This is a genomic window from Shewanella sp. SW1, assembly GCF_025653545.1.
GTDB classification, from domain to species: domain Bacteria; phylum Pseudomonadota; class Gammaproteobacteria; order Enterobacterales; family Shewanellaceae; genus Shewanella; species Shewanella oncorhynchi.
Genome location: NZ_JAKKSG010000025.1, coordinates 1 through 23160 on the forward strand (window position 1 = coordinate 1; position 23160 = coordinate 23160).

General features: G+C 46.3%; 15 protein-coding genes and 2 pseudogenes. 4 read left to right on the forward strand and 13 right to left on the reverse strand.

Translation table 11 applies throughout. The features are described from left to right. Nucleotides 1-162 (reverse strand): annotated as a pseudogene (locus L5M71_RS19350) (IS110 family transposase); the annotation flags it as partial. 88 nt (nucleotides 163-250) lie between these two features. Then, a pseudogene (locus tag L5M71_RS19355) lies at nucleotides 251-664 on the reverse strand (IS5 family transposase); the annotation flags it as partial. Between the two features lie 476 nt (nucleotides 665-1140). Here L5M71_RS19355 and L5M71_RS19360 point away from each other — a divergent pair. Then, on the forward strand, nucleotides 1141-1383 hold the full coding sequence (locus L5M71_RS19360) for a hypothetical protein (RefSeq protein ID WP_028760560.1): 243 nt from the start codon (nucleotides 1141-1143) through the stop codon (nucleotides 1381-1383). A gap of 78 nt (nucleotides 1384-1461) precedes the next feature. Then, the gene (locus tag L5M71_RS19365) at nucleotides 1462-3510 is read left to right on the forward strand and encodes an alpha/beta hydrolase family protein (protein ID WP_028760559.1); all 2049 of its coding nucleotides are present in this window, start codon (nucleotides 1462-1464) and stop codon (nucleotides 3508-3510) included. A gap of 33 nt (nucleotides 3511-3543) precedes the next feature. On the opposite strand, the gene L5M71_RS19370 is transcribed toward L5M71_RS19365, so the two are convergent. After that, nucleotides 3544-4044 (reverse strand): MerR family DNA-binding protein, encoded by a 501-nt coding sequence (locus L5M71_RS19370; RefSeq protein WP_263209228.1) that lies wholly within the window; start codon nucleotides 4042-4044, stop codon nucleotides 3544-3546. 117 nt (nucleotides 4045-4161) lie between these two features. Between L5M71_RS19370 and L5M71_RS19375 the strand changes: the two genes are divergently transcribed. Together L5M71_RS19375 and L5M71_RS19380 are read left to right on the forward strand one after the other, a co-directional pair. Continuing rightward, a complete protein-coding gene (locus tag L5M71_RS19375) occupies nucleotides 4162-6396 on the forward strand; it encodes a heavy metal translocating P-type ATPase (RefSeq protein WP_263209230.1) in 2235 nt (744 codons plus the stop codon). A gap of 382 nt (nucleotides 6397-6778) precedes the next feature. After that, nucleotides 6779-8371, forward strand: a complete 1593-nt coding sequence (locus tag L5M71_RS19380) for an ABC-F family ATPase (protein ID WP_219250205.1) — start codon at nucleotides 6779-6781, stop codon at nucleotides 8369-8371. Between the two features lie 178 nt (nucleotides 8372-8549). Here the strand turns inward: L5M71_RS19380 and L5M71_RS19385 are convergent, their stop codons facing one another. The 10 genes from L5M71_RS19385 to L5M71_RS19430 form a co-directional block, all read right to left on the reverse strand. Next, entirely contained in the window at nucleotides 8550-9074 is a 525-nt protein-coding gene (locus L5M71_RS19385) for a lipocalin family protein (RefSeq protein ID WP_263202044.1), read from the reverse strand. A 119-nt stretch (nucleotides 9075-9193) separates the two neighbouring features. Further along, entirely contained in the window at nucleotides 9194-10072 is an 879-nt protein-coding gene (locus L5M71_RS19390; protein ID WP_263209232.1) for a DMT family transporter, read from the reverse strand. Between the two features lie 97 nt (nucleotides 10073-10169). Then, nucleotides 10170-12764 carry an FAD-binding protein gene (locus tag L5M71_RS19395; RefSeq protein WP_263209234.1) on the reverse strand — a complete coding sequence of 865 codons (2595 nt, stop codon included), beginning with the start codon at nucleotides 12762-12764 and terminating at the stop codon, nucleotides 10170-10172. Between the two features lie 177 nt (nucleotides 12765-12941). Then, the gene (locus tag L5M71_RS19400) at nucleotides 12942-13970 is read right to left on the reverse strand and encodes a diguanylate cyclase (protein WP_263209236.1); all 1029 of its coding nucleotides are present in this window, start codon (nucleotides 13968-13970) and stop codon (nucleotides 12942-12944) included. A 268-nt stretch (nucleotides 13971-14238) separates the two neighbouring features. Next, nucleotides 14239-15288, reverse strand: coding sequence for a transposase (locus L5M71_RS19405; protein ID WP_263209238.1), 1050 nt, complete (start codon nucleotides 15286-15288; stop codon nucleotides 14239-14241). A 441-nt stretch (nucleotides 15289-15729) separates the two neighbouring features. Continuing rightward, entirely contained in the window at nucleotides 15730-15912 is a 183-nt protein-coding gene (locus L5M71_RS19410; protein ID WP_371135022.1) for a hypothetical protein, read from the reverse strand. A gap of 282 nt (nucleotides 15913-16194) precedes the next feature. Beyond that, entirely contained in the window at nucleotides 16195-16569 is a 375-nt protein-coding gene (locus tag L5M71_RS19415; RefSeq protein ID WP_113938918.1) for a DP-EP family protein, read from the reverse strand. 25 nt (nucleotides 16570-16594) lie between these two features. Beyond that, nucleotides 16595-19861 carry a winged helix-turn-helix domain-containing protein gene (locus L5M71_RS19420; RefSeq protein WP_263209241.1) on the reverse strand — a complete coding sequence of 1089 codons (3267 nt, stop codon included), beginning with the start codon at nucleotides 19859-19861 and terminating at the stop codon, nucleotides 16595-16597. 432 nt (nucleotides 19862-20293) lie between these two features. After that, nucleotides 20294-21622, reverse strand: coding sequence for a DUF4785 domain-containing protein (locus tag L5M71_RS19425; protein ID WP_263209243.1), 1329 nt, complete (start codon nucleotides 21620-21622; stop codon nucleotides 20294-20296). Between the two features lie 11 nt (nucleotides 21623-21633). Continuing rightward, on the reverse strand, nucleotides 21634-22491 hold the full coding sequence (locus L5M71_RS19430) for a hypothetical protein (RefSeq protein WP_028760548.1): 858 nt from the start codon (nucleotides 22489-22491) through the stop codon (nucleotides 21634-21636). Between the last annotated feature and the right edge of the window lie 669 nt (nucleotides 22492-23160).

The following is a 23160-nucleotide window of genomic DNA, read 5'->3' on the forward strand; positions in this document are numbered from 1 at the left end:
GGCCTCCATAGCAATAAGGCTACCTTCGGGGAATTGTCTAATTTTATCGAGCAGCTTGTTTCTGTTAACCTTTTTGTTACTCATGACAGAGTTATCCATAAGACAAACACAAACTTGAAAAACATTTTTGGCTAAATCGATACCAATAACTTTAATATCCATGATGGAAACCTCCAGAACTATTTGTCAGCTTTAAGCTTGGCATAATACTGCAAGCTTAGGTGCTGAGGCGTCCATCACATCACTACATATCCACTGTGATATGCAGTTTACGCCACACCTGGCGCTTCCCATACGTGTCATGCTTTTTAACTTTCCACTCGTCTTTGCCATAGACTTTCAAGCCCGTCGAGTCGATAGCTAAGTGCTCAATGGTGCCTCTGGTCTTGGTTATGAAAGTACATTGACGCTTTTTGCTCGCTTACCGATGCAGGTGTAATGAGGGTAAGATAGTTGAGATGTCGCCTAGTTTAAACACTGAATTGATAATGCCTTGCAGGGCTCGCAGTGGCATAGAGAAAACACGTTTAACTATCAATGCGTTGGCAATGGTTAAGTCACTAAACAAGCGGGGACGGTCTTTCTTGCAACGTTCAGTTTTCGCTTTCCACATTGCGATAGCCTCTTCATCAATCCAGAAGGTAAGCGAACCAAGGTTTATCAAAGTGTGGTTGTAGCGTTTTCAGTGAGTAATTTTGTAGTTAGGGTTTGGCACGATTGATAGGGAATAAAATGGATTATGCCGATCAGCAGCCAGTGTTTTAGTTCAATCGATTTAGGAAACAAAGCTATGCGCTTATTGTCACTTGTGCGACTCACATTAGTGATAGTAGTTGTGCACGAATATCGCTTCAGTAAAGTATAACAAAGTAAGATAACGCATGGTCTACGAGCCTTTTCTCTGATTTAGCTAATGCAGAAATATCGTTGAACCATAAATGCAATGAAAATGAAAGAGTACATTCCTGACCAATTAGACCATGTCAATAATATATTTGGTATTATGCTCTAGCTTTCGGATTTATTTAGATTTCACTGTTGGAGTTGACATTTAGTTGTTAACCTTCAACAATCGCTCTCCCGTTTTTTTACATAACTTTACAAACATGTTGATCACATGTAATGGAGCTTGAAATCCGGATGTCTTGGCAGGAAAAAGCCCACTGGCTTGAGAAAATCACTAAGCGCATGATGTTGATCGTGGGTATCTTAGGGTTGGTTGTGATTTATTGCGGTTTCTTTTTTCTGCTCTTTAGTGGCCGCTCTGTGGCCGTGATCCCATGGTTTTTTCTTATCTCACCTTGGGTGTGTATTTATTTTGGTTTAACGCAAGTACAACAAGTGCAAGTGGTAAATTGGTTCTTAAAAAAATTTAAAAAATAACTAATTTACACATAACTCATTTCTGCAAGTTCATATTTTGTTTCGGTTTGTGCAGTTGGCAAACATTGGGGAGAAACAATGAAGCTACATGGATATTTATGGATGCTGGGGGGCTTATTTTGTTTAGGTGCTTGCGAGCGCTCGAACAAAGAGACGCCGCATCTTAGTGATAATGGCGCGCGCATAGTTGCACCCTATGGTAGTTGGCAGTCTCCGCTATCGGCGACTGAAGTTTTTGAGCAGGCCGATAATGTGGCTGAGTTGCAAAGCGTTGATGGTGCTATTTATTTCTCTGAATCTGATGGTGAAAAACAAGGCCAAGTCGGGATCAAACGCCTCGATCAACGTGGAAAAATTACCGACATAGTGCCGCCTGCGTTTAATGTTAAATCCGCCGTTCATGAATACGGTGGTGCCGCCTTTTTGGGGATTGGTCAGAGTCTGTTTGCCACTAAGGCACAGGACCAACTGTTTTATCGTTTTGCCCCTAATCAACCCCCTTTGCCTTTAACGCCAAATGGTACTCGCCATGCAGATTGTATTGCTTACCCCAAAGGGTCGAGGATTATCTGTGTGCGCGAAGATCATCGTCAAGCGGGTGAGCCTAAGGCGAGTCTTGTTACCATTAATCTTAATTTTGCCGGTGAAGGCGATACCTTTGTTTCGGGCCATGACTTTATTTCTTCGCCAGCCATCTCGCCCGATAACAGCCAACTGGCGTGGATCACGTGGGAACATCCCTATATGCCATGGGATAATAGCGTGCTCTGGCTTGGGGATCTGGACCGTAAAGGGCAATTACACAATATTCGTAAGGTAAACACGCCCGCAGATTCTTCGGTGTCGCAGCCGTTATTTAGCCCCGATGGACAATTGTATGTCGTATCGGATATCAGTAACTGGTGGAATATCTATCGAGTCACGGCACAAAATACCTTAGACCCAGTGCTAAAGAAAAAGGCCGAGTTTGCGGTGGCTGATTGGTATTTAGGCAATCATAACTATGCCTTTGAATCCGAAAAAACGATTATTGCCAGTTATATGCTTGGTAGTCAGGCCGTTTTAATTCGACTGCATCTAGATTCAGGCCTGACCGAATCTTTGGCCGTCGACTTTGGTGAAATCACCCAAGTGATCCGAGGGGAAGATGCTGTTTATTTTGTCGGCGCTAAGGCGACGCCAGAGAAGGGCATTTATAAAGTGATCGGTCGTGGTACTGAGTTGGTGTATACCCCTAACTTACCAAAACTTAATCCCAACTATATCTCCCGTGCTAAAAATATTACTTTTAAAACAGGTGCTAACCAGCAAGCTTACGGTTATTTTTATGGTCCGGTTAACCCCAACTATACTGCGCCTAATGATACCCGTCCGCCCTTGATTGTAATGTTACACGGCGGTCCTACGGCGCGGGCGAGTCTGGCTTATCGCAGTGATATTCAATTTTGGACCAGCCGAGGCTTTGCGGTTCTCGATGTTAATTTCCGTGGCAGCAGTGGTTTTGGCCGTGCTTATCGTCAAAGTATCTACGGAAAATGGGGCCAAGTTGATGTGGAGGATGCGGTCAATGCGGCCCGTTATTTAGTCGATAAGGGCTGGGTTGATGGACAAAAGCTGGCGATTCGAGGTGTCAGCGCTGGTGGGTTAACTGTGATGTCGTCATTGGCATTTTATGATGTATTTCAAGCGGGGGTGAGCTATGCGGGGATCAGTGACTTTGAACAGCTCGCCAAGAGTACCCATAAATTCGAGACTGGCTACTTAGATCTGCTCATCGGCCCCTATGGTGAAAATCAAGCCCGCTATAGGGAACTGTCGCCCCTGCATCACCTTGAAGGATTGAATGAGCCTTTATTAATTTTTCAAGGATTACGCGACCAAATCGTACCACCACAGCAGTCGCGGCAGATTTATGAGGCGTTGAAAGTGAGAGGCGTACCCACGGCTTATATCGCCTATCAGGATGAACCCCACGGCGGTTGGAAACCTGAGCACAAGGCCGCAGGATTAGAAACTGAGCTGGCATTTTATGGGCAAGTGTTTAACTTTACCCCTGCGGGTAAGCTTGCAACACTGGTATTGGATAACGCCGCGGCGCTAAAGCCAACCATAGTGAGAAGTCAATAACGCGGTATTTACCGTTATTGAACTTGGCCATCACTATTGCGATTGGCTTTTACTGCAACACTCAGAGCCAGCATTTTGCTGGCTCTTGTGATTTTTATGGCTGCCATGAGTCTCGTGACTTAGGCTGTCGATAATCGCGCAGTGGGGCTGATCGCCGCCTTGGCATTGGGTTACCATGTGTTGTAATTGCGCCCTAAGCTGTTGCAACTTATTGATTTGCTCTTCGACATAGGCAAGGTGAGTACGGGTAAGTTGTTTGACGTCTTCGGCATTACGGCTTTCATTGCCCTTAAGGCCAAGCAAGGATTTGCAATCTTCTAGGCTAAAACCTAAGTCGCGACATTGATGCACAAACTTAAGCGCTTCAATATCTTGATGGCGATAAACCCGATAACCCGCCCCATTGCGCTCGCCGCACACTAAGCCAATATCATGGTAATAACGGATACTCTTAACGCTCAAGCCTGTTTGTTTCGCCACTTCGCCTATCTTCATCTTGACCTCTTCTTTGAGTAACTGAATGGTCTTACCCATTTCGCCCAGCAATTAATTGTCGATGTGATCACATTGAGCAAATTCATCCTTGACTCTCCCGCAATGGGAGACTTTATCTTAGACCTATAGTGTAAAACATCAAGTGAGGGATCTCCCATGTCTATGACCAGACTCTATGTCGCCAATATGAATTGCGCTGGCTGCGTCGCGAAAATTGAAAAGGCGTTTGCCGCCCAAGCGGGCGTCGAAGCGCGTGTTAATCTCGCCGATAAACAAGTGACGGTAGAAGGCAAGATGAGCGCCGATACCGCCTTGGCTGTGATGGCAAATGCGGGTTATCCGGCGCAGGTCGTTATTGATGCTAAAGCCGCCGCCGAAGAAAAACGCCTTGAAGATGCCGCCGAGTATCGACTGCGAATGCGCCAAGCTATCGCTGCGCTCGTTGTGGGTGTGCCCATGATGCTGTGGGGATTACTGGGTGGTGAAATGATGATCAACAGCCCAAATCTGCAACTAGGCTGGGGCATAATGGGACTGGTCACTTTGGCTTTACTCATCACCACAGGTGGACATTTCTACCAAGGCATGTGGCGGGCGCTCAAAGCCAAAACCACTAACATGGATACGCTGATTGTGCTGGGTACCAGTACCGCGTGGGCCTATTCCATGTTGGTGGTCATTATGCCGAGCGCATTCCCTATGGATACCCGCCATGTGTACTTTGAGGCGAGTGTGATGATTCTAGGTTTGATTAACTTAGGTCATGGACTCGAACTCAAAGCGCGGGGCAAAACCAGCGAAGCGGTGCAGCGACTGCTCGGGTTGCAATCCACTACTGCGATTCGTATCACGGATAAGGGTGATGAAAAGGTTGAGATAAGTCAGTTGAAACTGGGCGATAAGCTGCGTTTGCGCCCCGGTGACCGAGTTGCCCTTGATGGTGAGGTCGAAACAGGGCAATCCCTACTCGATGAAGCCATGCTCACAGGTGAGCCTATTCCCGTGCTTAAAAATCGGGGAGACAGTCTGAGCGCGGGCACAGTCAACGGCAATGGCAGCCTAGTTTACCGAGTGACGGCTGGGCAACAAGATACTAAGCTCGCCAAAATCATCGCACTGGTGCAGCAAGCGCAAACCTCGAAATTACCCATAGGTCGATTGGCTGACAGAATCTCAGCGGTATTTGTCCCGACTGTGGTCGCGATAGCGCTGTTGGCGGCGGCAATTTGGTATTTTGCAGGTCCAGCGCCCGCCTTAAGCCATGCGTTAGTGGTGCTGACGAGTGTGCTTATCATAGCGTGTCCCTGTGCGCTGGGGCTGGCTACGCCTATGTCTATCATGGTGGCTGTGGGCCGCGCAGCCCAAATGGGCGTGTTAGTCAAAAATGGCGAGGCACTGCAAACCGCCAGTAAAGTTGATTGTGTGGTGCTGGATAAAACCGGTACGGTCACCTTAGGTAAGCCGCAAGTCACTGACTTTGTATTAGTACAAACACTGAGTGATGCCGATAAAGAAACCTTGCTGGGCGAAATCGCAAGCCTTGAGCAGCACTCTGAGCATCCGTTAGCGGGGGCGATTGTCAGTTATGCCAAGGAATCACTCCCACAATTACCCGACACACAGGCATTTACGAACCATCAAGGAAAGGGGATTGAGGGCAAGGTCGATGGCGTATCGCTGGCGATTGGTAATCTTGCCTTGATGACTGCATTGGAGATTGTCAATTCCGATGGCAGTGCCTTAGATCCAAAAGCGACATTAAGCTTTGCAAATCAAGGTAAAACTCCGATTTATGTCGCTAAAGCGGGCAAGTTAGTGGCCACTATCGCGCTGGCTGATCCGATTAAACCCGATGCCAAAGAAGCCATCGCGGCCATGCTGCAAAGGGGTATTCGCGTGGTGTTGTTAACGGGGGATAACCCACAAACGGCGCAGGCGGTGGCCGACCAAGTGGGCATCACCGAAGTGATTGCCGGCGTACTGCCCGAGCAAAAACAACAACATGTGCTGGATTTACAAAAGCAAGGGCATATGGTGGCTATGGTTGGGGATGGCATTAATGATGCGCCAGCTCTAATGAGCGCGGATGTGGGGATCGCGATGGGATCGGGCACTGAGGTGGCGATTGAAAGTGCGGATATCACCTTGTTGTCGCAGCAATTGATAGTGATTGCTAACTTATTGGCATTGTCGCGGGCGACGATTACCAATATTAAGCAGAATCTGTTCGGCGCCTTTGTGTATAACAGTTTGGGTATTCCGGTTGCGGCGGGCGTGCTTTATCCACTTACGGGCATGTTATTAAGCCCTGTGATTGCGGGTGCAGCCATGGCTTTGTCTTCACTTACTGTCGTCACGAACGCCAACCGCTTAAGACGACAGAAGTTATAAGTTGTCGATACCTAAGCTAACTTAAAATGTTGAAATGGGTATCTTGAGTTAGCTTAGGGCTATGTCCACATTAGCACTTACCACATAAGTCCTTAGCGTCGGCAAGCTTTACGACGCTAAGGGTCATCCGATTGTCATTCTGCTCGAATACATTGAAAGCTAAGCCAATAGGGTAAAATTAATTACGCTTCTCATACAGGCATAGTGCGGCGATTTCGGCATTCCCTCTGGCTTTTGATCCGCCTTGGTAGTTGATAATTTAGCCCAAACTGCTATAGTGCCACGTTTATTTTTACCCCTTCGGCATAGCGTTATTTGGTTTATGCTTATTTAAAGCGGCGCCAGCGGGCTCGGCCAACATTACTCGATTTGGAAGTTCATTTTGATCACAACAGCAAATATCACCATGCAGTTCGGCGCTAAGCCACTGTTTGAAAACATCTCAGTTAAATTTGGCGGTGGTAACCGTTACGGTCTTATCGGCGCGAATGGCTGTGGTAAATCGACCTTCATGAAGATCCTGTGTGGTGATCTAGACCCTAGCAGCGGTAACGTCTCGTTAGATGTGAATGAGCGTCTGGGTAAATTAAGCCAGAACCAGTTCGGTTATGAAGAATTCAACCTGATCGATACCGTGATCATGGGCCACCGCGAACTGTGGAAGGTAAAGCAAGAACGTGACCGTATTTATTCTTTGCCTGAAATGAGTGAAGAAGACGGCATTACCGTTGCCAACCTAGAGATGGATTTTGCTGAGATGGACGGTTATACCGCCGAATCTCGTGCCGGTGAATTGCTGTTAGGTGTAGGTATCGGTATCGACAGCCATTTTGGTTTGATGTCTGAAATCGCACCGGGTTTAAAACTGCGTGTATTGTTAGCACAAGCCCTGTTCTCTGATCCAGACGTGCTGCTGCTTGACGAACCTACCAACAACTTGGACATCGACACAATCCGTTGGTTACAAGACATGTTGAACCAACGTAGCAGTACTATGGTTATCATTTCGCATGATAGATATTTCTTAAACTCAGTCTGTACGCACATGGCTGACTTAGACTACGGCGAACTGCGCGTTTACCCAGGTAACTACGACGAATACATGCAAGCAGCGACTCAAGCTCGCGAGCGTTTATTGTCTGATAATGCGAAGAAAAAAGCCCAGATCTCTGAACTGCAAACCTTCGTCGCACGCTTCTCGGCTAACGCTTCTAAAGCGAAACAAGCCACATCACGTGCCCGTCAAATCGACAAGATTAAGTTAGATGAAGTAAAAGCCTCTAGCCGTGTGAACCCCTTCATTCGTTTCGAGCAAGAGAAGAAATTGTTCCGTAATGCCTTAGTGATTGAAAACCTAACTAAAGGCTACGACACTCCGTTATTCAAAGACTTAAACTTAATTGTTGAAGTGGGCGAGCGCATTGCGGTATTGGGTGAAAACGGCGTCGGTAAAACAACCCTGTTACGTACCCTAATCCATGATATCCCGCAGGATGCAGGTACTATCCAATGGTCTGAAAACGCTAACATTGGTTACTATGCACAGGACCATGAGTCTGATTTCGCTAACGAAATGACGCTGTTCGAGTGGATGAGCCAATGGCGCAAGCCAGAAGATGACGACCAATCGGTACGTGGCATCTTAGGCCGTATGTTATTTGGCTCTGACGACATTAAAAAGTCAGTCAAAGTGCTGTCTGGTGGTGAGAAAGGTCGTATGTTATTCGGCAAGCTCATCATGCAAAAAGCCAACATTTTAGTGCTCGACGAACCGACCAACCACATGGATATGGAATCGATTGAATCACTGAACAACGCGCTGGAAATGTACGAAGGGACCTTGATTTTCGTGAGTCATGACCGTGCATTTGTATCATCGCTGGCAAACCGTATCCTTGAAGTCACTCACTCAGGCGTGAATGATTTCAGAGGCACTTACGATGAGTTCCTTGCCAGCAAAGGCATTGAAGTCTAACGCTATAGCTGCATGTGTAAATACATGCATTTAAATACATGCATTTAAATACAGTGCAGCTAAATGCAGCATCAATAAAAACGCCGCAATGTATTGCGGCGTTTTTGTATCCATTGGCTGTCTTTTATCTAGCGATTAGCTTTTCGCGCACTCGATTTTAGCGCATTGGCGGCACTCGTTAGGGCGCTGACTCTTGCTGCACATAAATCAAATTGTCGGTATCAAAGCCGCGGGCTTTAGACATTTCAACAAACTTTTGCAGTACCTCGGGTGGCACAGTCGGGGTTTTAGCCAGTAGCCACAAATAATCCGTGTCGGGTCCTGATATAAAAGCGTATTGATAGTTTTTATGGTCTAATTCGAAGACCACATACGATCCATAAAATGGCCCAAAGAAGGAGACTTTCAAATAGCCTTCTGAGTCCCCATTCACAAAATAGGCTTTTCCTTCGGCTTCTTTCCATTCGTTTTTAGCCGCTGAAAATCCACGGTTAATGACCCTAACACCGCCATCCTCTTTCAGGCTGTATTCTGCGCTAACTTGGCTTAAGCCTCTTTCGAATGAATGATCTAATCGTGCAATTTCGTACCATTTACCTAAGTATTTATTTAGCTCAAAATCATTCACGGGTTGAACCAGTTTAGGCATGCCTAAGCAACCGCTGAGCAAAAATATACTAATGACTAACAGTAGCTTTCTCAATTAGACCTCCTGATCTTAAGTCTTAGTCGCACGTCTTCGGTGCAATGTTCAATCAATCCTCTGTCGAGCTTACACTATTTTCTTCACATTATTTCAGCTACTTGGCAAAGTGTTGTTGGTTAGCTGCTCGTAATCAATACTTTGCGTTGACTGATAAAGCCTTGGCTAATGCCGGCCAGAATAATCAAGCCGACACCGCTTAATTGCATTGGGCTCAAGGTTTCACCAAATATCCACCATGCCAGCGTCACTACGATAACGGGTTCCACATAGGCGAGGGTGCCAAAGGTGACTGCTGGCAATTGCCGCAGGGCTTTTACCGCCAGTAATATTGCTAAAAATCCGGGGAAGAATCCAATCGCAATTAACCAACCCATTTGCGGCAAACTTGGCGTTAGCGGTGCATTTATCACTAAGGGCAGTAGGCACAAAGCGCCGACACTAAGCTGCACTAAAGTGCTTTGATAGGGCGAACTCAGGCTAGGTTTTCGATTGATTAACATAAAACCGCAGTAGGTTAATAAGGCGAGTAGGGCATAAAAATAACCTAATAATTCAGTGTGATTACTCGCTTGCTGCGGCCCTGTTGGGATCATTAACATAAAGCCCACCAGCGCGACGACCACGCTTGCCATGCTTAAGCGGGTGAGTTTCTCGGCAAAGAAATAATGGGCGAAAATAGCCGACACCACAGGGGCTAAGTAAATAATCATGATCACATTGGCCATTTGGGTGTACTGAATGGCTTCAATGTAAAACGCCATAAAACCCGCGAGCATAATGCCATTCACTAAGGTACGTTTACTGGGTCTATGGCGAATCTGATGGCCTTTACCTATGAGCAGCATATAAGCCAATAGAAATAGGGCACCGAGCAGTAAGCGGTAGAAGGTAATATGTTCGGCGGGCAGGGCGGCAAAGCGCGCTAATACACCGATTGTGCCCATAAGAATGGCCGCCAATAGGGCAAAAATGATAGCTAAAGCTGAGCTTGGCATAGACAACCTGTAACTGAAGAATTTAAGGGCGACACCGTCCGTGGACGGCGTCGATTTTGCCTTAAAAACTCACCCTAGGCTATGCCGATGTATTAACTTAGATAATGCTTTTACGTGAACGGAAATGGTTAAAGCTATCTTGGCTGTAGGCCGCCTTAATCCGTTTTAACGCAGCGTAATTGTGGTCAAAGTACACATCTGTTGGAATGGCCTTATCTTTGAAACTGATAAAAGCGCCCGAGGTGTTGGGGATGTCATAGTTTCGGCTGGCATCAATCCAATCGAGCGCACGATTAATGCGGGTAAACACTTGGCTATCCTGCAATTGTTGCTTCTCTTGCAGGGCGTTATTCCACCAAGTTTGATATTGAATCGTGTATTGTCTGTCCTTGTAGGGGAAGGCGCTGCGACTCTTTTGCTCTTCGCCCATAGTGCGATAATAATCACCAGTTATAGCGCCAAGGGTAACATAGGTAAATAGCCCCAATTGGCGATTACCTTCAAGCACATAGCGAGAGGTTAAGCTTTCGAGCAGTGGCTTATAACCGTCCCTGAGCCCCGTTTGATTCACTAAGCGCGAGGTGACTTTATGGGGCGCGGGTTCATCCACATCGGTTGGATTAGGTGAGCGGTTTATGCCTTGTAAGTCAGCTTGCAGATGATGAAAAGATTCCCTTTCCCAACTGGGCATTAGGTTTTCACCATAGGCTTTGGTGAGTCCGCCCATACCCTCGATGCGAATATCATTGGGGACTAGGCCAAATTCATTAAATTGTGTCTGGATAAAGTGGTTTAGGCTGGCGGAATTGCCCTCCCAAAAACCATACATCAAGCAGTTATGCGTAATTGAGTCAGTGTCTATGTCGAGTGTTTTGTGTTGTTCTACGGGTAAATTTTTGGCATTAATCTTGAGATTAGTGCCAATCAAACAGCCAGTGCTGTCGGCATTTATGATGGCTTCCCAGCGCTGTAAAATGTCTTTAGTTGGGGTGTGCTCAATAAGTTCATGGGTTTGTTTATCGTAGCAATTCCATTCTAATTCAAACTTGATAAGGCAAGGCGGTAGTGGAAAGGTTTGCACAAAAAAGCGGGTCACAATGCCATAACTTAACCCACCACCACCCTTAAGCGCCCAGAGTAACTCAGGTTTATTGGCAACAGAGACGACTTGAGTTTCACCAATGCCGAGGACGATTTCTGCCTGTAATAGGGATTCGCAGCACATGCCGTGTTTGCGGGTCCAAGGTCCTGAGCCACCGCCCATAATAAATCCCGCTATGGCAACACTGCCACAGGTGCTATGGGGGATCATCACGCCTTGTTTGGCAAGCGCAGTGGTGAGATTGATAAAGCGATTGCCTGGGCCAATGGCCGCAATACCTGTGATGGGATCTAAAGTGAGGCTATCCATCTTCAGCAGATCCAACACTATGGTATTGGTTTCAGTGCTTTCACCTTCGTGATCATTCCCACCTGAGCGCACGCTGATTGGCAAGTTATAATCGATGGCCGCCTTATAGGCGATTTTGACTTCTTCAGTTGACGTGCATTTGATTATCGCCAGTGGTTTTTTTTGTAATCTGCGGTTGAACAGTTGGCAAGCCTGTTGATAGGCAATCATTTGCTTACCTGTGCTGACCGAGAGTTGCTGCTCACTATAATAATGGCCACCGGTAATAATATTGTCGGCCGGAATGTGTGCGCGAACTTCATTGATGAAATTAACAAAGTTTTTGGCTTGAGTGATCACTAAGTTTTCACTGATCCGCACTTCAGCACTTAATTCTTCTTCGGTTGATTGAATAATCAAACAATCCCGTTCCAGTTCATTTGCGACGGTGACTTTAATATTAGAGCGATAGGCCGTCAGCGATTTAAACACTTCAATATTGAGTGTAATATCCGCTTGATTACTCGCCGTGTAATTCACTAAATAACTAAAATTAGGCCAAGTGTTATAGTTACATTCAATAATATAGGCTCGGCGTTCGTGGGGCGGAATAATCTTAGGCAGTTGTTGATTATAGGTGTTGCTATCCGTAGTGGTTTTTATGAATTGATGTTCAGTATCATTAAATATGACCAGCAGCACTTTTTGTCTTTTAAGTGGAATAAAGTTTTCACCACGAATATTATGTGCATCTTGATGCTGATAAATGTAAAGGTTATTTTCGCTAATCGATCTTTGTTGCGCTGGATTACGGTAATAGTCAACGATTTCAGTTCGGGTTAATAATCGATTGAGTAAGGTGATGCCAAATATTTCACCATCGAAATGTGTATCGCGATGATTCGGTAAAGACACGTTTTCAATTAAAAATTCATTGTCGGCAACCAGTGACAGATTATTGAGTTGTGTATGGGTAATTTCACCATCCACATAACAACTGATTTCATGGTATTCATGGCAGATAGACAATAAGTGCCACTGACCGTCGTTGAGTCCACCTAAGGTTGATATTGCTTCAACCCGCAGCAAGGTGGTATTAATCACGCATTCAATATGCCCTAGTGAATTAATATCCACCGCGAAATAGGTATCTTCCCTATCAGTTTTATAATGGAACACACGCCCACCTGCGCTGGTTTTCAACCAACACTGGTAAGTGAATATGGCAAGGGGTGACGTGCTCACGGGTAAGCTTTTTTCAATCACTGCCCGTATATTTCTTGATGCCTCAAGCTTGTCCATATTCATGCGTCCTTTCGTGTGCTTTGCGTGTTTTCCTCAATGCGCTAAAGCGCCTACTGAGGTCATTCATCCCGTTGTTAATCAATTGCGGGTAACTAAGCCGCGGGTAACTATGTTTTGGGTCAATCAGTTTTGGGTAAATCAGTTGCGGGCAAACAAGTCGCCAATTAATAGGTATTAAAGCGATGTATTGATCCTGTCACGGCCATCGGCTTTGGCGCGATACAATGCGGTATCGGCGGCGCATAGCATGGCGAGTGAGGTACGGAACTGGCCATTGATTTCGCTCGCAATCCCTTGACTCGCGCTCACAGAGACATAGTCGCGCAAGCCTTGCTCAGTAAAGCGCAGGTCATTAATCCCTTGCTGCACTTTTTGGGCAATGGTGAGTGCCATTTTGGCATTGTGGCTTGGCAGAATTAGCGCGAATTCTTCACCGCCGTAACGCGCTGCCAGGCCAATTTCTATCGGCACTATGTCAGCAATCACTTTGGCAATCTTACGTAGGCATTCGTCGCCTTGGATATGGCCGAATTGGTCGTTGAACACTTTGAAATAATCCACATCGATAATCACCACGCTGATAGGGCGCAGCTTACCTGTGCATTCTTCCCAATAGTGATGCAGCATTTCATCAAAATATCGGCGGTTCGCCAGCCCAGTCAGTGAATCTGTGGCGGCCAATTTACGTAGTTTTTGATTTTCCGCTTTGTGCTGCGTCAAATCGTGCATCATCATCACAAACAGAGGTTCATGACTTGGGATGTAGGAAATGGAGAGTTCGACATCTTTTGCTTTGCCTGAGGCGGTAATGAGGGTGATTTCTTCGGCGGAGTGCTGCACTGGAATGCCGCAGTTTTTGCCTAGCTTAATATCATTGCTCAGCAGATTGTCGTAGCGAGCTTGATGGTGTTCGGTCAAAAAGTTGCGCCAATCTTGTCCCTTCAAACTGGCCTGCGGGCATGTCAGCAAGTCAGCACCTTTGCTATTGCTAAAGTAAATGTAACCTTGGGCATTGACGATAATCACAGGCTCAGTTAGATGCTGAATAAACTGTTGAATCGTTTCAATCGAGGCATGCTCGAAGAAGGTTAACGGCAATGCGGGCTCGACCAAGCCTTGCTGCGCAGTACACTGGAAGCCATTGTCTTCACCCACAAGTGATAATGGATGTTGTGAACGTGTCAGTTTAGGTGAGCTTGTCATTGTTATCATTCTCCGTGAACCTAATGTCATCTGCGCTAAGCGCTTTTCTGATGATGACTTTATTCTTCGCAAAGAAAAGATACCTTCTGCTTACCTTCTGGTGTAATTTGTTGATTTTAAATGTTTTAAATTTTACCTTCTGAGTCGTTTTGTCAGCGATTAGGTAGGATAGTTAGTTGGGCGCTTGCTTACATCTCACAAAATTTGGGCTAAATAGCCACAAGTCTTAAGCATTACGACTGAGTCGAATATTTGTTGTTAGGGCAATTTAACGCAATGTAAGTCCATTAATTTGCTCCGGATGTAGTGCTTGGCTATGGGATTTCCCTCGACACCATTTGCCACCTTGCTTGTGTTTAAATGCACACATCGCATCCCATCGACCGCTTATGCCACTGAACTGTCGGCGAAACTCTTTGGCTGAAAGTAACCATGCATCGGATGCAATCCCTAACTCATTAAGCAGTTTTGGTCGCTGATTATCGATAAAGCCTTTTTTATCATGGCGAATGGCGCGGCCAGTCCAATCGATAAGTTCCAGATAATCCGCAAAATGAAAAGGGATGCCCGTTTGCCGATGAAGGTGCGTTGCACCATCAAATTTTGCGAGGGATTTATGTAGTGTTGGCTGAGAGTTATCTACTGGGGTTTTGATTATCAGTGGTGTGATGCTGTTAGGGGAAAGTGCATTTAGACGTTCTTGAATTGATGTAAAATCAGAGGATTGCAAAGAGTCGGCAATCCCTGCTCGAATAGGGTTTAAATCCACGTACATCATGCAGGCTAGTAAGGCTTGCTCATCTAGCAAAGCTTGGGATTTGAAACGGCCTTCCCAGAAGGCACCTTTGCACTCATCTTCTCGATTTGCTTTACGGGCAATATCTTCATTTAGGCATCGCATAAACCAAGAAATACTGCTTAATCGCTCTTGCCACTCGGCAATTAAGGCATCGAGTAACATGCGTTCACCGTCGATTAAGGCATCACCATTCATATATTTAGTGGCAATAGCATGGCCTTTGGTGATTTGACACCAGCGACTGATAATGTCTCTTTGCGTTAACAATTTAGCCTTCTCCACGTCAATCTTAAGCACTAAATGATAGTGATTGCTCATCACCGCATAGGCGCAGATATCGATACAAAAGATGGTGGATAATGCTTTGATTTTATCGACAATCCAGCCACGTCTATGCTCATAACTGCGGCCTGTGAGTTTATCCTCACCGCACAGAAAAGCCCTTCTGACACAGCGATTTATCACATGATAGAAGGGAGTTGTATTAGCATCGATAAGCATTCTTCTGGCCGAGGTCATCATCCGCTCCAAACAGACGCAATCAAGATAATGTAAAGGCTAGTATAAGAGGGAACAAAGCACAAAAAGACATGGCTGTCCCCGCTTTTCCACCAAGCCTTGCTGCGCAGTACACTGTGAACCATTGCCTTCACCCACAAGTGATAATGGATGTTGTGAACGTGTCAGTTTAGGTGAGCTTGTCATTGTTATCATTCTCCGTGAACCTAATGCCATCTGCGCTAAGCGCTTTTCTGATGATGACTTTATTCTTCGCAAAGAAAAGATACCTTCTGCTTACCTTCCGATTTAATCTATTGTTTATAAAGGTTTTAAATTTAATCTTCTCACGGTAAATTCTCAGGTTTAGCTGAAACGTGCGAGGTTTTGGGGCATGGCTAAGTTAAAAAAGTGGCACCCATGAGTGGATTTTTGGGTATTAAGCGTCAAGCGCAAAGGATTTTAGTGTCTAAAGATGGTGGATAATGCTTTGATTTTATCGACAATCCAGCCACGTCTATGCTCATAACTGCGGCCTGTGAGTTTATCCTCACCGCACAGAAAAGCCCTTCTGACACAGCGATTTATCACATGATAGAAGGGCGTTGTATTGGCATCGATAAGCATTCTTCTGGCCGAGGTCATCATCCGCTCCAAACAGACGCAATCAAGATAATGTAAAGGCTAGTATAAGATGGGATAAAGCACAAAAAGACATGGCTGTCCCCGCTTTTCATGGGAAAACGGAGGATAAGCGGATGTCTTGGGAGAAATGCTCTGCCGTAGCGGCAGAGCATTTATAGCACATTTCAGGAGGCTCTTATCTCGAAAAGATATGGCTGTCCCAGCTTTTCCAGCTTTTCCAGCTTTTCCCAGCTTTTCTCCCAGCTTTTTCGCTTCGGAGAAAAATCTTTTTTCCCGCTTCTACTAATCTTCTCGATTGATAATCTCTGGGTCAGGGCTGAGGAGCATTAGGGTATTGCTAGTATTTGTTAGTACAAACTGAAACTTAGTTGTGCCCGGAGTATGGTTCATATCAACCATCTGTAATAGGGTTCCATCGCTGCTAAGGGTCATCGCATCTATGATGCCATCAAAGGGAGTTAAAAAACCTGCGCCTACGAATTTAAGTCCCTTACCTGTTTGGTCATCGAGTAAATAAGTAATAGTACTGGCAACAGTAATAGTCATATCACCGGGGCATTCTGTACCTTCTGCATCAGTGTAAGTGAATACGGGTTCTCCATTTTCAAGCTTTACTGTGACTTTAATATATTGAGCCTGTCCATAAATGTCTGACATTGAGTGTTTCCTATTTTGTTGGTGGTTAAAATCTAATATCTTCTATTCCTGCTTGTGTTAACTGCTCGATCAGTTTGTGCTGTATATCTAGTTCACCTAAACAATCGAGGGCTCTTGCATATGGCTGTAAATACTGTGGATCCCTATTTTTCACTTGGATTGGTGCCAGCATTATTTTGACTTTAGTGCAGGATTTTTTAACGGTTTGCATATCTTGCTGTTGTTTGGATAATCTGGCTCTCAAGAGCTCTATTTCTGCCAAGCTGGCAATGTATTTAAAGTCATCGGGAGTAACTTTGATTATTTCAGTTAAAAGAGTTGATGCTTCTGCGACTGAGTCTATGCTCAGTTCATTTAGCCCTTTAAGTTGGTAATATTGAGCCGCATTTTTAAGTAAAATAGCTTTGAGTGGTAAATAGCGGGGGCTCTTTATAAATGCCTCTTTTTCTAGTCCAAGCTCGGCCAGCAAAGTTTCTGGAATATGGGAGCTACGTGGATCTTTTAGGTTAGTATTTAGTAACATCAATTGAAACTTAAGATAATACAATTGTGTCTTCCAAGCAGTATTTTTGGGATCTAGGACTGTGGCTTGTTGAATGAGTTGCTCTCCCAACAATGCATCATCAAAAGCCTTTTGCATCTGGCCTTGAAATTCATATAAAGTCGAACTAATTCTTAAGCTGCTAGCTAATCTATCCAATATATAACCATCAGTGTCGTTTGTTTTTCGTAATACTTCTAATTCAGTTTGAAGTTGACGATGTATTGCTATGGCGGAGTTCAGATCACCTCTTGAACGAAAAGCACTGGCTAACCAAGAGCGGGCGTTTGCTATGTCAGCTTGTAATTGCTTATTGCTAGGATCCTGAGTCAGAGCTAATAATTTTAGTCTGAGTGACTCATCGAAGTAGCTTGTAGCTTTATCAAATTGCTGTTGCTTCATTGCTAGCGAACCTAGCGTATTGTTAGCGTAGGATAGTTCCATGAGCGCATTTTTATCGTCGGAAGCTAGCTTATACATGACCTGGCTATAACTTAGATACTGCTCAAAGTAGGGCTTAGCGCTTTCCCAATCACTCATATCGTATTTTATCTGCCCAAGCCAAAATGCATTTGCGCCTAAGGTTTTTAATAACTCTAGGTTTGTCGGTTGCTCAGTATAGAGATTGGTTAGCTTAGTTTGAGCGGCGAGAAGCGCTGTCTTGGCCTCATCTAGCTTATCGCGTGAATACGCGACTTCACCCATTGCCTCCAGTGTTTGTCCATGTTGTAGGCGAGCTTCAAGGCTCAGATGTTGATCGCCGTTGTCATTAGAAAAATCACTGAAATATTCCAGTGCCTTATTGCTGATCCCGTCGAGTAAGTCCATACGGCCGATGCCGCGCATCTTGTCGGCGAAGTCACCCACCATAAAGCCGAGCAAATCTTCGGCGGCAAGGCGTTTTTGCAGGGCAAGTTTTTCGGCTTCTATGCTGCGCACGCTCATAATGACGGAGGTTAAGGTGAGGACGCACAGTAGGGCGACGGTTAGGCGCCTCGTCCAGCGCAGCATATTGGCGCGTTTGCTGGAGGCTGCGATAAAGGCGGTTTCGGGATCGTCTAAATCGAATAACGGATTTTGGCTGAGGCTTTGGGCCTCTTTTAACGGCTTGCCTTCGGCGAGCAGATAAGCGCTGTGTTTGGCTTCGCTGAGCCAACGCTTAGATAAATGCTGTAGGCGACTCTTAATACTCAAACTGTCGCTATGTTCGCTAATCCAAGCCGTCGCCCGTGGCCAGCGGCGCAGCAGGGCTTCGTGGGCGATGCTAAAACAGGGTTCACCATTTTGCAGATGTGACACGAATAAGCGGCTATCGACCATGGCTTGCACTAGGGCGGTTTCGGCCGTGCTTTGCAGTTGCGACCAGCGAGCGGTGCGGCTGGTGATGGACTTTTCATCTTCGCGCAGGGTCACTAGCAGGGATAAAATCCGTGGTAGGCTGGCTTTTTCAGCATCGCTTAAATGGGAAATCGCCTGCTCGGCATTTTTACCAATCGCCCCTTCAATACCGCCAAGTGCATGATAAACAGAGACTAATAACTTATTGTCGGCGCTGCGCTGTAAATACAAGGCCTGCAGCGTGTATTGCAACATGGGCAACGCATCTGGGTTACTGGCGGCATCGCTGCAGAGCATTTCGTCGAGTGGCATCGCGGTGTCGCTGTCAACTTCCCAGCTTAAGTTGGCAGCCACCGCGGGCAGGCGGATCATTTGTAATAGCTCAGTGCGTGTTGGCGGCGCTAAGTCAAAGTGGGCACCGCGGGCTTTACCCGCCATTAAGCTTGGGTAATTGACCAATAAAGGATAAAAATCGTTGCGACAGGCACTGATGATAATCACGGCTTTTGAGGTGGCGAGTTGTTCCAATAATTCTATGAACTGGGTTCGTTCGGTATCGCTAAATAGCGGTGATGAGAGTAACACTTCTAATCGGTCGATAAACAAGGCAAAAAACGGATTGGAAAAGGGTTTAGCCTTGAGCGCTTGGGTACACTGATTGATCACGCTTTGGATATCTTCGATAAGTTTAATCGCCAGAGTCTCAGCGCTCATGCCTTCGAATACTGGGATGTCGTTGATTTCCCAGTCGAGCATAGCACTGGCAAGATCGGTGAGTAGTTGCCCTTTACTCACATCGGCAAAATCTAAGCTGCTGAATGACGCAACACCAATGCCGTTATAGCCATCGCCCTTCATTAAATTGGGCACAACACCCGCATTAATCAGGGAGGATTTACCGCTGCCACTTGGACCTAAGATCAGGCAGAAGGCACGGCCAAACAGGATTTGTTGGCTTATCCGGTTAAGCAAAGTGCTGATTTGTTCACTGCGGCCAAAAAACACCTCGGCATAATTAGCGCTATAGGCTTGCAGTCCCGGAAAGGGTGAGCCGCCTTGCCAACTCTGTGGGCTGGCGGTGGCTTGGTGTCCGATAGGAAAACGCACTTCGGCTAAGGTGCGATAGCCGCGTTTGCGTATGGTTTCGATATAGGTGGGTTCTGTGGCGCTATCGCCTAATGCTCGACGTAACTGATTGATAATCTTGTGTAGCGGATTGTCGCCGGTATCTACACCTGGCCAGCAGTGGCTGACTATTTCATCACTGCTGACGACTTCGCCCGCCCGTTGACAGAGAAACAGCAGCACATCCATCGCCTTGGGCTCAAGTTGTTTGACTTGTTTGCCAAGGAGCAGACTATTGGCGCTGGGATTGATTTGCCATTCACCAAAGAAAAATGTGCTGTCACTCATAACGATGTCCATTTATTGAGTATTGACCATGGCACGGTAAAAACTTGCGCTGTGAGTCACTCTTATTGTTATACGTATTGTTATAAAGATCTGTGCTTGTCATTCAAAGGTTTGACGTCAAGACCTTGACATTATGCCGTTGATGATTGTTATTTAAAAGGAATAACCCTTGATAATCAATGTAAATTTTATCAGGGTGAGGTGTGGTAAATAGTCTTTAGCTTGTCATTTTTATGTCAACAGTTTGTGATTTGCGCTAGATGTTAAATAAGGTGATGGCTTTTAGGTGTCGATTGCAAAAGATCAACAATAAAAAAGTGCCCGTGATTGGGCACTTTGTATTAGAGAGGAACTTAAGGCTAACAAGCCTGACTTATCAGCACGTTAAGCTAAGTATCTTAACGTTAGCCCCTTAACATTGGTCCCTTTGAATTAGCGCGTTAAGGTTAGTGCCTTGGCTTGATAGCTTAATCTGGCCATTTGACCTTGATCTTGCAGTTCTAATTCATTGAGTTCGAAGGGCGGCTGTAAACCCGAGGCTTGAATAAGCTTAGGATCTAACATCAGCTTTAACTTCGGCGACTCTGGGGTCAGCCAATTGGCTGCTTGGGTGCGTAGAATCGCCACCTTTTGACCTTCGGCATTGGTGCCCGTTAACGTGCCACTTAAGCCAAAACGTCCCGCCTCGGCGACCAATAACTCAAAGTTGATTTGGTTAGGCAGGCCTTTATCCCAAACCGTGAGCACTTCGGGCTTGATGCTCGCCGAATTGACATAGGACTTAAAGACAGATTTGACCGTGCGCTGCACAGGACGGCCATCGACTTGGGTTTGCACTGTGATTTCAATTTCACTGAAACCTGCATTGCTGCTCGAAAGTGCAACGCCCGCGGGGATCACCGCTTGCCATGTCTCCCCTTGTTTTACCATCGCCAGCGGTTGCATATTGCCATCGGCTTGCTTGAGTTTTGCCTGTGGCACAAAGGCGTTATCACTTTGGCTGAGTGCGAGTTCAAGCCCAAGGGTTTGCGCATCCGCCGCGATGGCGGTGGGGGCTTTGACGCTTAGTTGATAGGGCGAGCCTTTTTCCTTCACATTGACTAAGTAGCTGGCGCTCGGTGTTAACGGCTGGCTGACCTGCAGGCGATATTCGCCCGGTGTGGCCTTCGCCGACATTTGCAGCGCACTGGAATCATCGGTTAACCCTGCGCTAGCCAAAGCATCGGCGTTGACCATCGATTTGACCAGTGACTCATTGGTGTTTATCCCACTGCTGTTGGCTGCTTTGCCTTGGGGTGACTGATTAGGGGTAACGCGCTGAATTTGTACGCGCTCAGGGGCAATAGCCTCTGCATGCATTAAGGCGCCAGAGCGGGTATCGCCCCGAGGTGCAATGCGCACTAAGCTAGACGCTTGGCTCATGGTGAGGCCCACGCCCGCATTAAGCTGTGCGCCTGTTACATTGACCCAATACTCGTCACTTTGGCTGGCTTGCTCAAGCTGCGGCGCACTTGCCTGATACTCGCCGTACAGCGGGGTGATAAAGCTAATGTAATCCGTACTGGTGTTGATGGGCGTGAGTGTTGGGCTGGCAATATTGCTATCGACTAAATCGGTATCGCTCGGCGCGGCTAGGGTTAACCCTTTGGCGTACATTGGGCTGGCATTGGTTTTGGGATCTATGGGTGTGGCTTCATCTTGGCAGGCTGCAAGCAGTCCGCTTAGCGCCAAGACACTGGCAAGTTTGCTGAGTGTGTGCATCTTAGTGCTCCTTAAATGTGGTTGCGGATCAGCGTGTCTAAGTTGAAACACGTACGACGGCTCTGCTGATGGCTTAAGGGCTCTTGGCCACGGGTCTTTTGTTTATCAGTAAACCAGACAGTGCCAGCCGCCTTTTGTGAGCTGCAATTTAAGAAGCCGTCGGAGCAGCTATCGAGCCAGTTTTGGGTGGTTTCGAGCGCGACTTGGTATTGATAACCCGCGCAGTAACTGTCGCTGTCCCAAATGGCGGAATCAACATCTGAGCCCACCACGACTTCGAAGGGTTTACCCAGCGATGGGCGACCCGCTGTGCCATTAAGCCAAGCGTTGTTGTAGTTTGCCATCCAACCGACTTGCTGTTGTTTCACCGCATTGCTGCCATAGCCTAAGAGCCAGCCTAAGCTGGTTTCGAACACATTACCTTGGTTCACCGCATCGGCCAGCGGCGTACCAGCACTGGAAGGCGCGATGGCGATAACCTTTGAGGTGGCGTTGATCACTGCAGGATAACGGCTATCCCACGTAGGGTTAGATAAAATCCACCGCACTACGTTGCCACCATTGGAGTGGGTCAGCAGAATTAAGTCGTCGATATTTTTGGCTTGGATAAAGCTATTGAGCTGCGTGGCCAGACAACCTGCGGCGCTTTCTTCCCACATATATTGGTCAAAGTCGCAGTTGATCACTGTGTAATTGTTTGGCACTGGGATGCCTTGGCGCACTGAGTTAACAAATTCGGGCGTCCAGTAATCGGCTAAGGCATTGGTCTGGTGACCCGTACCATGGATAAAGGCGACTCCGGTTGCGGCTAACGTTACTGGGCTGACAGCGAACAGACCCAAGAGCATGAGGGCTTTTTTGATCTTCATGGCTATATCTCGTGTTGTTGGTCTTGTTGATTGTGGCCGCCAGTCCGTTGCGACAGTTTAGGGCAAGTCAGTTAATGCAGGATTTGCCGTAAATAAGCTTGAAATCGGCTGGCATGGCTCGGTTTATAGGCGCTTAAGCGCGGGTTACTCACTTTGGGTAAAACATGACTTAAGGCCTGAATACGACGGGATAGCGTGAATGCGCTAGTTTACGTTGGCATCAAATGTGATTGCCGTAACTTAGCTATTATCAACAGGACTTAACTCAAGCTTATTAACCTAGACGCAACATTTTAAGCTGGCAAGTAAAACAATCATCATAAAATGCAATCGCTGGGTCGCATTTTGAACGGTTCGTTTTAATGTCAAACTAAAGGCTGATAACCTGATGATAAGTAATACCTAATAAACCAAGTTGTGTTTTATCGTGTTTGAAATATCGATTTGCTTACACAAAAGAATTTTCTGTGACACCCACTTAGCGTTTGAGTTAATAGGTTTATCGTTCTGTATATAAAGGTTTTTTGTGATAAATAATTCAAACTCGCCCATTTACTCTGGGATATGGGTATCACTTTAGTGCATTTAAAGACTAAACCGATTAGGCTGAGCTGAGGTAAAGTGGGATAAACAGGATAAAAACCAACATTGCCGAGATGACATTCTTCT

Bases quoted from the DNA above. Each gene is read 5' to 3' on its own strand.
- L5M71_RS19360 (WP_028760560.1), top strand. From the start codon at position 1,141: ATGTCTTGGCAGGAAAAAGCCCACTGGCTTGAGAAAATCACTAAGCGC.
- L5M71_RS19365 (WP_028760559.1), top strand. From the start codon at position 1,462: ATGAAGCTACATGGATATTTATGGATGCTGGGGGGCTTATTTTGTTTA.
- L5M71_RS19370 (WP_263209228.1), bottom strand. From the start codon at position 4,044: ATGGGTAAGACCATTCAGTTACTCAAAGAAGAGGTCAAGATGAAGATA.
- L5M71_RS19375 (WP_263209230.1), top strand. From the start codon at position 4,162: ATGTCTATGACCAGACTCTATGTCGCCAATATGAATTGCGCTGGCTGC.
- L5M71_RS19390 (WP_263209232.1), bottom strand. From the start codon at position 10,072: ATGCCAAGCTCAGCTTTAGCTATCATTTTTGCCCTATTGGCGGCCATT.
- L5M71_RS19395 (WP_263209234.1), bottom strand. From the start codon at position 12,764: ATGGACAAGCTTGAGGCATCAAGAAATATACGGGCAGTGATTGAAAAA.
- L5M71_RS19400 (WP_263209236.1), bottom strand. From the start codon at position 13,970: ATGACAAGCTCACCTAAACTGACACGTTCACAACATCCATTATCACTT.
- L5M71_RS19405 (WP_263209238.1), bottom strand. From the start codon at position 15,288: ATGACCTCGGCCAGAAGAATGCTTATCGATGCTAATACAACTCCCTTC.
- L5M71_RS19410 (WP_371135022.1), bottom strand. From the start codon at position 15,912: ATGACCTCGGCCAGAAGAATGCTTATCGATGCCAATACAACGCCCTTC.
- L5M71_RS19415 (WP_113938918.1), bottom strand. From the start codon at position 16,569: ATGTCAGACATTTATGGACAGGCTCAATATATTAAAGTCACAGTAAAG.
- L5M71_RS19420 (WP_263209241.1), bottom strand. From the start codon at position 19,861: ATGAGTGACAGCACATTTTTCTTTGGTGAATGGCAAATCAATCCCAGC.
- L5M71_RS19425 (WP_263209243.1), bottom strand. From the start codon at position 21,622: ATGCACACACTCAGCAAACTTGCCAGTGTCTTGGCGCTAAGCGGACTG.
- L5M71_RS19430 (WP_028760548.1), bottom strand. From the start codon at position 22,491: ATGAAGATCAAAAAAGCCCTCATGCTCTTGGGTCTGTTCGCTGTCAGC.